The organism is Haemophilus haemolyticus (assembly GCF_003493685.1).
GTDB lineage: Bacteria > Pseudomonadota > Gammaproteobacteria > Enterobacterales > Pasteurellaceae > Haemophilus > Haemophilus haemolyticus_O.
This window is the reverse complement of sequence record NZ_QQJW01000002.1, coordinates 220,850-233,487: the sequence shown is the minus strand read 5'-3', so window position 1 is coordinate 233,487 and position 12,638 is coordinate 220,850. Positions and strand designations below refer to the sequence as shown.

The 12,638-nt window shown below is 39.8% G+C and carries 12 protein-coding genes; 4 read left to right on the top strand and 8 right to left on the bottom strand.

Features of this window, described 5'->3' with window-relative positions:
- Positions 1–17 precede the first annotated feature (17 nt).
- Positions 18–1,472: a DASS family sodium-coupled anion symporter gene (locus DV434_RS03450; protein WP_118785536.1), complete on the bottom strand. Its 1,455-nt coding sequence runs from the start codon at positions 1,470–1,472 to the stop codon at positions 18–20.
- 157 nt (positions 1,473–1,629) lie between these two features.
- On the opposite strand from DV434_RS03450, the gene DV434_RS03445 reads away from it, so the two are divergent.
- From DV434_RS03445 to DV434_RS03435, 3 genes are read left to right on the top strand one after another with little or no spacing between them, the layout of a single operon-like run.
- Positions 1,630–2,004, top strand: coding sequence for a transposase (locus DV434_RS03445; protein ID WP_118785535.1), 375 nt, complete (start codon positions 1,630–1,632; stop codon positions 2,002–2,004).
- Positions 2,001–2,363, top strand: a complete 363-nt coding sequence (locus DV434_RS03440) for an IS3 family transposase (protein WP_118785534.1) — start codon at positions 2,001–2,003, stop codon at positions 2,361–2,363. The genes DV434_RS03445 and DV434_RS03440 overlap by 4 nt, the downstream gene beginning before the upstream one ends.
- A gap of 33 nt (positions 2,364–2,396) precedes the next feature.
- Positions 2,397–2,807: an IS3 family transposase gene (locus DV434_RS03435; protein ID WP_118785533.1), complete on the top strand. Its 411-nt coding sequence runs from the start codon at positions 2,397–2,399 to the stop codon at positions 2,805–2,807.
- Between the two features lie 38 nt (positions 2,808–2,845).
- Here DV434_RS03435 and DV434_RS03430 read toward each other — a convergent pair whose 3' ends face one another.
- Entirely contained in the window at positions 2,846–3,562 is a 717-nt protein-coding gene (locus DV434_RS03430; protein ID WP_118785532.1) for an MgtC/SapB family protein, read from the bottom strand.
- A 151-nt stretch (positions 3,563–3,713) separates the two neighbouring features.
- On the opposite strand from DV434_RS03430, the gene rimO reads away from it, so the two are divergent.
- On the top strand, positions 3,714–5,051 hold the full coding sequence (gene rimO, locus DV434_RS03425; protein ID WP_118785531.1) for a 30S ribosomal protein S12 methylthiotransferase RimO: 1,338 nt from the start codon (positions 3,714–3,716) through the stop codon (positions 5,049–5,051).
- 75 nt (positions 5,052–5,126) lie between these two features.
- On the opposite strand, the gene DV434_RS03420 is transcribed toward rimO, so the two are convergent.
- The 6 genes from DV434_RS03420 to rep all read right to left on the bottom strand — a co-directional run bounded on the left by DV434_RS03420 (position 5,127) and on the right by rep (position 12,636).
- Positions 5,127–6,338, bottom strand: coding sequence for an NADH:flavin oxidoreductase/NADH oxidase family protein (locus tag DV434_RS03420; RefSeq protein WP_118785530.1), 1,212 nt, complete (start codon positions 6,336–6,338; stop codon positions 5,127–5,129).
- Positions 6,339–6,411: 73 nt separating this feature from the next.
- Entirely contained in the window at positions 6,412–6,723 is a 312-nt protein-coding gene (locus DV434_RS03415; protein WP_118785551.1) for an ArsR/SmtB family transcription factor, read from the bottom strand.
- 150 nt (positions 6,724–6,873) lie between these two features.
- Complete coding sequence (locus tag DV434_RS03410) at positions 6,874–7,512, bottom strand: RloB family protein (protein WP_118785529.1); 639 nt, start codon at positions 7,510–7,512, stop codon at positions 6,874–6,876.
- A 5-nt stretch (positions 7,513–7,517) separates the two neighbouring features.
- Positions 7,518–8,834 carry an AAA family ATPase gene (locus tag DV434_RS03405; protein WP_118785528.1) on the bottom strand — a complete coding sequence of 439 codons (1,317 nt, stop codon included), beginning with the start codon at positions 8,832–8,834 and terminating at the stop codon, positions 7,518–7,520.
- Between the two features lie 274 nt (positions 8,835–9,108).
- On the bottom strand, positions 9,109–10,389 hold the full coding sequence (locus DV434_RS03400; protein WP_118785527.1) for an ATP-binding protein: 1,281 nt from the start codon (positions 10,387–10,389) through the stop codon (positions 9,109–9,111).
- A 231-nt stretch (positions 10,390–10,620) separates the two neighbouring features.
- A complete protein-coding gene (gene rep, locus DV434_RS03395; RefSeq protein WP_118785526.1) occupies positions 10,621–12,636 on the bottom strand; it encodes a DNA helicase Rep in 2,016 nt (671 codons plus the stop codon).
- Between the last annotated feature and the right edge of the window lie 2 nt (positions 12,637–12,638).

The window sequence follows — 12,638 nt, the reverse complement described above, 5'->3', positions numbered from 1 at the left end:
TTATGAATTAATAAGGATTACCACCAGCCAAGTAGTTTCATCCATAATCCACCCACACCAAACCAAATGACTAATGAGAGGATAGAAACAATAAAGCTCACCCCCCACCATTGACCGGTTGAGTTATAACCTGAACCGTATAAAGCAGGGCCAGGACCGCCTGCGTATTGCGTTAAGCTCATGGATAATGTTGAGGTGTAACCTAAACCAATTGCGGCAATGATTGGTGGTGTACCCACAGCGATAGCCGCTGCCACGAAAGCGAGATACATTGCGGAAATATGCGCCATGGCTGAAGCAAAGAAATAGCGAGTATAGAAATACACCAACACTAAAATAGTAAAGGCTACTGGCCAACTGAAACCGCCTACAGATGAGGAAATGTGGGTGGAAATCCAAGTGATTGCACCGTATTTATTAAGTGCATTTGCCATCATCACCAATACCGCAAACCAGAACATCGTATCCCATGCGGTGGTTTCTGCCACGATATTTTTCCAGCTCATAATATTGGTTAATAATAAAATTACTAAACCGATAAATGCAGAAATCGTTGCAGGGATATGGAAGACCAAATCACCCACCGTCCATAGGAATAAAAGAAGAATAAAGTCTAGGGCAAGAATCCATTCTGCTTTACTCATTGGCCCCATACTTTTTAATTCTTCACGTGCCATTTCTGCCATTTTAGGCGTATCTTTTAATTCTGGTGGATAAATTAAATACACGAAATAAGGTAAGACGATTAAGCTCACAATACCTGGTACGATTGCCCCTAAGAACCATGTCATCCAAGTAATTTCCACACCTTGGCTTTTCGCAAGTTCCGCAATTAACGGGTTACCTGCCATGGCGGTTAAGAACATGGTACAAATAATCGTGTCAATTTGAGAGACAACAATCGCTAAGAATGCACCTGCACGACGAGCAGTTGGACCTGGTTTTGATTCATACGCATCAGCAATAGATTGCATAATAGGGTACATAATACCGCCCCCACGCGCAGAAGCTGAAGGAATACCCGGACCGATAACAACATCAGCCAACGCCATACCATAGGCCACACCCATCATTTTTTTACCAAAACGACCAACGAAGTACAGCGCGATACGTTTACCTAAACCGGTTTTAATCACCGCGCGAGATAAAAACATGGCAATAGCAATCAACCAAATTGTGCCGTTCGCAAAGCCGGATAACATGCCGACATCACCTTGTTTTGGTGAAATTGGTGTAAGTCCAGTCAAACCACTAATCACCAAGGCAACTAGCGTTGCTGCACCCATAGGCATTGCTTTAGCGATAATAGCCACAATGGTTGCCACAAACAGCGCTAGCATTCCCCATGCTTTTGCAGATAAACCTTCTGGTGTTGGGATCAACCAAATCCCTAAACCAACGATGACGGCAATCAGCAGCCCTTGCCATTTAAAGCCAAGTTTGACCTCTACTGCTGGAATTTTACTTTCCATAGGATAGCTCCTAGATAAATAATAAAAATAACGCATCACACATAACAACCGTGACGCAATCGATTAAATAGCGATCGTGAATATACCACTTATTTAGTATAAGTAAAGATTTTGATCTGCACCCCAAAACCTGGACACCTAATTTGAGGTGCAGATTATGTCCTACTCTTATCAATTTCGTTTGAAAATTATCAAACTCGTCACTGAACAGGATTATGGTATCCGTGAGGTGGCTAAACTTCATAAAATTTCCCATGCTCTCGTCATTTATTGGCCAAAAGCATTTCGAGAAAGAAGGCTTGATGGCGTAAAATCGCCTCATACAAACCATCAAACACCGAAAATAGCGAAGCCAAAGATGAAAAAGAAAGACATTGAAATTCCAGAAACCACAGACTTTTCACCTAAAGCGTTTAAAAAGTTACAACGAGATCTCGCCTTGGCTCGAGCGGAGATTGCTTATCTAAAGGAGTTGGAGGCGCTCGACCGTCAAAAGCAGCGACAGAAAAAAGAAAAGTTATTGAAAGATTGAAGCCAAACCACGCATTAAATGATTTACTTCGTGTGGCTATGCCTCGTTCAAGCTTTTACTATAAAGAGATTAAGCGAGCTTATCACGAGGTAAAAGAGGCTATCTTATCGCTGTATAAAAAGAACAGAAAACGAGATGGTTATCGCCCCATGACGTTTAAATTACGCCAAATGGGTTTTTATTTAAATCATAAAACGGTGTTAAAGCTGATGAACGAGTTAGGTATTCATTCCATTTTACGCAAGAAAAGACATGGAAAACGTGGAAAAACATCGCATATTGCCCCGAATTTGCTGAATCGTGATTTTACAGTGACGGCACTCAATCAAAAATGGGTAACGGATGTAACGGAATTTTAGGTAGGGCAAGAAAAGCTTTATTTTTCACCGTTGATGGACTTGGCTAACCGAGAAATTATTGCCTATAACTTTTCAACACGCCCCAAATTTTCTTCATTGGTAAAAAAGATGTTAGAACAAGGGCTTAGTCGGCTTAAACCGACAGAATGCCCGATTATTCATAGCGACCAAGGCGTATTGTATGGCACGGCGGAATGGGTGAAAATGTTGGAGGGTAAAGCAGTGCAAAGTATGAGTCGCCGAGGAAATTGCCACGATAATGCGGTGATTGAAAGTTTTTTTTCGATACTAAAATCAGCGTGTTTTTACTCACGGAGTTATCATTCAATTGCTGAATTACAGGCTGAAATTGAAGAATATTTAGTGTATTACAACCAAAAACGCATTAAACTTGGTTTAAAAGGATTGAGCCCAGTGCAATACCGAGCTCAATATTTAAGTTAACTAACCTGTCCAACTTTTTGGGGGGCAGATCACTTTTTCTAGTTATCTACTTCAACACTTATCACGCCTTCTTCCGCTTTCAACAATGCATAAGCATCTTTCAACATTGCGGAATCAATGGAAAAACAGCGAATTTGTAACCGCACTTCACCACTACTTTGATCTTTCACCTGTATATGTTCAATACGATACTGATTGTTTACTAACAATTGAGTGACTTTTCCAATGCTTTCCGCACCATTGACAAGAATATTGAATTTTGTTCGACGAGGTTGTGATTTACGATGTACCCAACGTTGAACCAACGGACTTAATCGAATAGACACCAAAATCATCATTGTGGCGATGACCGCATCGAATACGAAACCCGCGCCAGCTGCAATACCGATCCCCGCTGAAGCCCAAATAATCGCCGCAGTGGTTAAACCTGAAATCGCATCATTTTTCTTATGTAAAATCACACCTGCACCTAAAAAACCGATGCCACTAATCACTTGAGCCGCAAGACGCATTGGATCTGTGCGAATATTGTCTGAAACTTGCGAATAATGCTCTGCGGCTTGAATTGAAACAATGGTTAGCACACAAGTGGTGACGGCAATAATGGCACAAGTTTTTACACCCACAGGCTTACGTTTAAGTTCACGCTCTAAACCAATAACACTACCAAGTACCATCGCCAAGAGCATTTTGCTAAAAATAATTAAGTGATAAGGATCGAAAAGTGCGGTTAAAAGTAAAGATGAATTTTCCATAATGATAAAAATAAGTCCGACATAATCGTCTATTCTACATCACTTAGCTTAAAATCTTTACCCTTCCAAGCCTTTAATTTATCGCCTTTCTTGCGAAAATTGAGTAAAATCTTGCGTTTGAAATTTTATAGAGCAAAAGAACGGTTATTTTATGCAAAATTCAACCCCAAGCATTGGCTTTGTAAGCCTTGGTTGCCCCAAAAACTTAGTAGATTCTGAACGAATCTTAACGGAACTACGCACCGATGGTTACAACATTGTGCCAAGCTATGAAAATGTCGATTTAGTGATTGTGAACACTTGTGGCTTTATTGATAGTGCGGTGCAGGAATCACTCGAAGCGATTGGCGAAGCATTAGAAGAGAATGGACGAGTTATCGTGACTGGCTGTTTGGGGGCAAAAGAAGACCAAATTCGTGAAGTGCATCCTAAAGTTTTGGAAGTCAGCGGCCCACATAGTTATGAAACAGTGATGGCTCAAGTTCACAAATACGTGCCAAAACCGACACATAGCCCTTACACCAGCTTGGTACCAAAACAAGGCGTAAAACTGACACCAAAACATTATGCCTATTTGAAAATCTCTGAAGGCTGTGATCACCGTTGTACGTTCTGCATTATTCCATCTATGCGTGGTGATTTGGAAAGCCGTTCTATTACACAAGTTTTGGACGAAGCAAAACGTTTAGCCGAAGCAGGCGTAAAAGAATTGCTTGTGGTATCACAAGACACTTCCGCTTATTCCATGGACTTAAAACGCCAAGAGGGCGGGGTAAAAACGGCTTTCTGGAATGGCATGCCAATTAAAAATGATTTAATGACGCTTTGTAAACAGCTTGGCAAACTTGGCATTTGGGTTCGCTTACATTATGTGTATCCCTATCCGCATGTGGATGATTTAATTCCATTAATGGCTGACGGCACACTCTTGCCGTATTTAGACATTCCATTACAACACGCCAGCCCGAAAATCTTAAAAGCAATGAAAAGACCGGGCAGCATTGACCGCACTTTAGAACGCATTAAACAATGGCGTAAAATTTGCCCAGATTTAACATTACGCTCCACCTTTATTGTAGGTTTCCCAGGTGAAAAAGAAGAAGATTTCCAATTATTGCTCGATTTCTTAAAAGAAGCCCAACTTGATCGCGTAGGCTGTTTCAAATTCAGCCCAGTTGAAGGTGCACCTGCAACAGAGATGGCTGACCAAGTACCAGAAGATGTGAAAGAAGAACGTTTCCATCGTTTCATGCAATTACAACAGGAAATTTCTGCAAATCGTTTAAAACAAAAAATCGGTAAAACTCTTGATGTATTAGTGGATGAAATTGACGAAGAAGGCATTATTGGCCGCTCCAAAGCAGATGCCCCTGAAGTTGATGGGTTAGTTTATGTAGATAATTTAAGCGGAATCAATGTCAAAGTCGGCGACGTGATTAAAGTAACCATCACAAATTCTGATGAATATGATTTGTGGGGAAGTTGTTAAATTAACGGTTATAAGCAAAATAAAAAATCGGCAGAAAATCTTCCTGCCGATTTTATTGTTATTTCTATGTACCTATCAACCCCTGCCTGTGCTTAACCCCGCTTTACCGTTCTCCCACAAAGTTTTAAGCAGAACTTTCCACGCCGACAATTTAAGATCAGGCTGTTTGCCTTGTCCGATCAAGTCCATTTGCGTCATATACCAGTTCATTTCCAACATCGCGCCCGCTTTTTTATCAACAAATGCTACGCCAGTTTTGATGCGGTCGGTTTGCACAGTTTGGTAGGTGCTGTTTTGCATTTTATTCGCCAAATCAGGGACTAAGGCAAACGGACGGGCAACACCGACCAAATCCAAATGGCCGCTGGATAAGGCATCTTCCATTGCACTTTGTGAACGGAAGCCACCGGTGATAATCAACGGAACTTGGCTGACAGCACGGGCTTTTTCGGCGTAATCGATGAAGAAGGCTTCGCGTTTGCGGGTGCTGTCTTTAGCCGCGAGCATTTGCGGGCTTTCGTAGTTACCACCGGAAACTTCAATAAAATCAATGCCCATTTCCGACAGTTTTTGTACCACTTGCACCGATTCGCTTTCGTCAAAACCGCCTTTTGGGAAATCGGCTGAATTAAGTTTGACACCAACCAAGAAATCTTTGCCAACAGCGGCGCGGATGGCAGTGTAGGTTTCCAAAAGGAAACGCATACGGTTTTCCAAGCTTCCGCCCCATTGGTCTTTGCGGCGGTTGTGGTGCGGCGAGAGGAATTGGCTGATGAGATAGCCGTGCGCGGCGTGAATTTGTATGCCTGAAAAGCCTGCTTGTTCGGCAATTTTCTCGGTTTGCACGAATTGCTGAATCAGCCCGTTGATTTCGTCGGCAGTCAATTCGCGCGGCGGATTGATAAAGCCGTCCATGCCCACCAACGGCACGGCGCTCGGCGCAAGCGGCGTTTTATTAACCACCGCAGGCGACTGTTTGCCCGCATGGTTGATTTGCATGATGAGCAGCGTGTCGTTTTGCGTGCCGGCTTTCACCCATTTTTTCAGCATCTCAAGGCTGCGGCCGTCTGAAATCACCACATCGTTTATCGAACCTTTGCCGCTTTCAGCGACCATCACATTGCCCGTAACCAAAACGCCTGCACCACCTTTTGCCCAAGTGTCGTAAAGACGGACGAGTTTTTCAGACGGCTGATCGTTTTGGGCAAGTTGTTCTTCCATAGCGGATTTGAAGATACGGTTTTTGGCGGTTTTGCCGTTTTGAAAAGCGAATGGCTTGAATAACATAATCGTTCCTTTAAGTTGATAAGTTTAAAAATGTAAACATATTTAGGTAAAAATAAAGGGTTAACGGATAACCCTATTTTGAAAGCGGGCAATTTTGAGCCATCAAATCAGCAAGTTGTTTCAATCTCGCCACCGTATCCGCCATGGCAATACTGTAAAACCGCTCTTTGCCGACCTGCTCCACTGCCACCGCCCCGGCTTGCAGCATGATTTTCAAATGGTGCGACACCGCAGGGCGCGACAGATGCAGATGCTCGGTCAACTCATTCACATTCATCTTGCCATGTTCCCACAGCACGCGCAGGATTTGATGGCGGTTTTCATCACTCAACACGGTAAAGATGGGAATGCACTCCCGCATTAAATTCATCGTTTGTTGTGGCATATTTGACATTTTTAAGTTTATACATTTAAAAATGTATAACTCATTTTAAAGGAAATAATGAGGAGTATCAAAGGATGGTCGTTTCTTTGAATTGTAAGGTTTCCGTCAGTGAGCAGAAATTTTAGGGTTTCAAAGCGGTTTTTCATAAGATTACTGCTTAATTTTCCTTAAATTATCAACCAAGTCATGAACTTCGGTAGATGGATTCAACTCACCATCTCCTTGCGCTTCTCTAAAAGCCCTTCTTGAGTTTGCTATTGCTGTTTCTATATAAGGTAACAAAACCCTATAAACACCTTGCTGCGCCTTATTGTAATTCTTTTGAAAATTTTCATTCCATTCTTGATTAAGTAAAGCAACACAAGAATCTCCAGCACTTTTAATGCCTGTTTTCACAATAGGTGCACGAGAATACTTAAAATGGCAAAGATACCAATATTTAAAACTTGGATAAGACACAATCAGCTTTATATTATGGAGTTCTGCCAACTGTTTGGCTACATCAAAGGTTTGGTGAGCATCTCTATCAATGACACAATACACTTCATCAAATTCTAAATATTGGCTTTGCTTGTTTTTTTCTTCAATTGCAGTTTCTACTACAGATTTTGGATCTGAACCATTCCCTGGATAAACTTGTATATTTACAGAGGAAAGCCTTTCATGTGCAATTAAGTCATTGAAATAAAGTCTTTCGGTTTTTTGTCCTTCACAAACGATTAAAACAGTTTTATAGGCTTCCCGTTTAGGTAATTTACGAGATAAATCACGAGTTTTCTTTTTTGCCATAGAACTTATTCCTCCCAAAAAAAGGAAGGTAAGTTAAATTCTTGGAAAATGGGTTTTGCCCCATATTTACCATTTAAATAATATTCTTCAATATCTTCTCGATTTATATGTGGTTTGAAGTCAGTCAATGGATAAAGATAAGTTGATCTATCTTTATTTTTCTCGCAAAACCAAATTTGATCTCGACGCAATAAATTCTTTCTTAGTACAGATGTTTCGTGCGTTGTAAAAATCAATTGTGCGTTTTTTTCATTTATTGGCGAATTAAATAGTTTAACTAAAAACCTCACCAAATCAGGATGTAGACTTTTATTTAATTCATCAATAACCAAAGTATCACCATTATGTAAAACAGCTAGAATCAATCCCGAAAATTCAAATAATTTTTGAGTTCCATCTGACTCATCACTTAAATTAATTTTTTGTGGTTTATTCTCATTATCTAAATATACAAAAAAAGTTTCATGTTGAGCAATGATATGTTGTTGTAGATCTTGTAATATTTTTTCTTTAATAAAATTAGGAATATCATCAGGAATTTCTTCAAAATTTATTTTAGGAGTTTCAAAAACAATATCGTCTAATTCAATACCTGCAGAACGCAACAACTGAACCATGATGGTTTTATCTTTTTCAGATTTCTTACATTGCCTTTTTGCCATTTCATTACTGATTCTATCTGTGCGAATAATCGGAATTTTATTAATAAGACTATAAAAAATAGGTTTGATTTGCTCACTATTTAAATGCGCAGCACTAGATAAGAATAATTGATCGGATCTAGTTTGATTTCGCCAACTCACCCTTTCACCTTTGAAATAATCAGACATTTTCCAATCATAGCTTTCTGTCTGTTGATTATATTCACGAGAAAACCAGTTTTGTTCACGTCCCTTAGGATAAACGCTGAGCCATTCTTCATAGATTTTTTTGCTGTCAGCAATAAAACCATAATCTACTCTTGTTTGTTGTAAGTTACCTTCATCATTGAGTAAATCTACAACCAATGAAATATCATAAGATGTCGGACTATTTTTGTGTACTTCATCAAAAAGAAAAGCCTCAGTCTCAATCAGATCTTTTTCCTTCTTATTAAAAGAATGCTCAATAATCCGAATCATGGAGTCTAATGCTTTAATTATATTTGATTTTCCTGATGCATTTGCTCCATAGATAACCGCTGATTTTAATAATGGTGGTGTTACTTGCGCAGTGCAATCAAAATAATTATCAGACATTTCCTCACTAGAATTACGAACTAAAGAAAGAGTTTGTTCCTGTTTGATGGAACGATAGTTTTCAACGGAAAATTGGATTAGCATAATAAAACCTTTTTTATTGCAATTTTAGGTAAAAAATACCTTATTTTTCATAGTTTATCACCTTATTGCTTTCCTCTCAACTGTTCTAAATATTAACCCCAGAACACATTGGTCTACACTTCAAAATTCAGACAGCCTTTTCCCAAGCTATTTAGAGCAAAAATAAACGTTAGTTAATGGAGAGCTTAATTCAAGCTCTCGAAAATCCTTACTTTCATAGATATTGACATTAGTGTAATAGACAATGGAAGCCCATAAATTTATTATTTAGTAATTAAAAAGCATACAACGGCACATTCACTAGCCAATCCTGTTCCCGATAATCCGCCATGGAAAAGCGAATTGCTTGCGCTGGCTGAAATTGTTCTACATACACTTTCAAACTTTTCGCTTTTAAATTTTCTTCTGCTTTGACTTCAACCGGAATCACAGCTTGCTTACGTTGCACAACAAAATCGACCTCTGCCGTGCCTTTTTCAGTTGCCCAATAAAAAACAGGATTTTCTTGCGTGACAATCAATTGTTGCAAAACATATTGTTCGGTTAAAGCGCCTTTAAATTCAGTGAAAATACGGCTACCTTCTAGCAGTACGCTGGCATCCAAATTGCTTTGCGCGGCAAGCAGCCCGACATCTAAGCCATACAATTTAAAGGCATTATCTTGATAAGCGGAAAGTGGCAAATGTGGTTTCTTCACACGAGACACGCTATGCACTAATCCGCTGTCTTTTAGCCATTGCAGAGCAATTTCATAGTCTTTGCTTCTCGCCCCTTTTTGTAGCTGAGCATAGATAAATTTTTTATTTTCTTTGGCAAGCTGCTCAGGAATGGAAGCCCAAATTGACCGCACCTTTTGCACGGTTTGTCCGTCGTGAATATGTTTGGAAAAATCTTGTTCATACGCCATCAATAAATTACGCTGTACTTGGCGCACTTCATCGACATTTTGTGTTTCGATAAATACTTTTACTGCTTCAGGCATACCGCCGACAAAATAATATAAACGGAGTAAATCAATATAGGTGGTTTTCATGGCTGAAATTAACGACCAGTCTTTCAATTCCAGCAATTTCACCAAATCTTGTTTGCCAAGTGCGGTTAAAAATTCATGAAAATCCATGGGATAAAGTGGTAGAAAGTCCACTTTGCCGACAGGAAAAGAGACTTGATGATGTAGCGACACCCCAAGCAATGAGCCTGCCGCGACAATATAAAATTGAGGTGCATTTTCGTAAAAATATTTGAGTGAAGATAATGCCTGCGGGACTTCTTGTACTTCATCAAAAATAATCAAGGTATTTTCTGCTTGAATATCGACACCGCTTTCAATTTTCAACCCGAGTATCAAGCGGTCAATATCATAGTCGCCAGCAAACAGCGTTCTCATGCGAGGGTTATTATCAAAGTTGATATACGCCACTTTTTCAAAGGATTGCTCGCCAAAGCGTTTCATCGCCCAGGTTTTTCCTACCTGTCTTGCTCCTTGAATAATCAACGGTTTGCGGTTTGTTTTGTGTTTCCAATTTTCTAAGGATTGTATGATGTTACGCTGCATAATGTTTCTCTAAAACAAGGGTTATAGAGTAATTATACATTTTTTCTAACAATAGAGGAGGTAAATGAACATTTTTTCAAATGAAAAATGGTAAATTAATACACTTTTTAAAATGAAAGGCAGTTTTTTTTTCCAAGCTGTCTTTTGTTCTAAAGTGCTGTCAATTTGCAAAACACCTGAAAATCCAACCGCACTTTTTTATTTCTTATTTTGTAATTCAAAATTAGATTTCTAACATCCTTTCAAAATTGCCCTTAATCGATCTAGTTGATTTTGTGTTTTTTCTTGTTTTTGCTCGGTGGTGAGTTTTGGTTTATCACGTTCCCACAGTACATCATCATTAGGTAATTCAGCTAAAAATCGACTGGGTTCTGGGCGAACTAATTCACCATATTGACGGCGCTCACGACATAAGGAAAAAGTAAGTTCTTTTTGCGCTCTCGTGATACCCACATAAGTCAAGCGGCGTTCTTCTTCCACATTGTCTTCATCAATGCTAGTTTGGTGGGGCAAAATGCCCTCTTCCATACCAATCAAATAAACATAAGGAAATTCCAATCCTTTAGATGCGTGTAATGTCATCAGTTGAACTTGATCGCTGTCGTCATCGTCTTCGCCTCGCTCCAACATATCACGTAATGTCAGGCGGGTTACCACTTGATTAAGGTTCATTGGCTCATTGGTTTCATCGCCTTTTAACATATCCGCAACCCAGTCAAATAACGTGGCGACATTCTTACTTTGCATTTCTGCCGCTTTAGGGCTTGTTGCATATTCGTACAAATATTCTTCGTAATGAATCGCGGATAACATTGAACGTACCGCACGTTCTGGTTCAGAACGTTGAATTTCATCATTAAGTTCTACAATCCATCGACCAAATTTTTGCAATGAATCATAGGCTTTTGGCGTGATGCGTTGAATAAGATCAAACTCAAAAATAGCGTCAAACAAACTGATGTGTTTTTCTTGAGCCAACTCTCCAAGTTTTTGTAACGTCGCAGTGCCAATTTCACGTTTCGGTGTATTCACAATACGCAGGAATGCGGCGTCATCATCTTGATTCACCACCAAGCGCAAGTACGCCATCATATCTTTGATTTCAGCACGGGAGAAAAAAGACGTACCGCCCGAAATTTTGTAAGGAATACGGTTTTGCATCAGTACTTTTTCGAGTAATCGAGATTGATGGTTGCCTCGATACAAAATCGCATAATCTTTATATTTAGTTTTACGGCTAAAACGATGGGCGATCAACTCGGCGACAATCCGCTCGGCTTCGTGTTCTTCATTTTTTGCTTCGATAACAAGCAATTTCTCCCCTTCACCAATGGTTGAAAAAAGTTTCTTATCAAACACGTGCTCATTGTTATCAATCAAGATATTGGCACAATGCAAAATACGTTGGGTTGAACGGTAATTTTGCTCTAGCTTAATCACGTTCAAACGAGGGAAATCATCGCGTAAACGCACCATATTTTCTGGTCGTGCGCCACGCCACGAATAAATAGATTGGTCATCATCGCCCACCACAGTGAAACATGCACGCTCACCCACTAAAAGTTTAATCAGTTCATATTGACTGGTGTTGGTGTCTTGATATTCATCCACCAACAAATAACGAATTTTTGCCTGCCATTTTGCCCGCACTTCTTCATTTTGCTTGAACAACAACGTCGGCAGCATAATCAAATCATCAAAATCAAGGGCGTTGTAAGCTCGAATTTGTGTGGCGTAACGTTCATAACATTTTGCGAAAGTTTGATATTTTGCATCACGCGCCAAGGCAAATGCCTGTTTTGGCGAAATTAAATCGTTCTTCCAGTTAGAAATCACTGAAATTAACTCACGCAATAAATCCTTATCTTCTTTTAACACATCAGCGGTTAGCTCTTTTAACAACGCAAATTGATCATGTTCATCAAACAAGGTCATATTTGATTTAAAGCCCAACGCTTTATATTCACGCTTAATAATGTCAAAACCGAGCGTATGAAAAGTGGAAACAAGCAAGCCTTTAGATTGTTCTTTGCCAATGGAATGTGCCACACGCTCTTTCATCTCGCGTGCGGCTTTGTTGGTGAAAGTAACCGCGGCAATTTGTTTCGGAGAATAACCGCACTTTTCAATTAAATGGGCGATTTTATTAATGATTACGCGAGTTTTGCCAGAGCCTGCGCCAGCAAGCACAAGACAAGGGCCTGTCACATATTCAACGGCTTGTTGTTGTTGAGGATTGAGTTTCATAA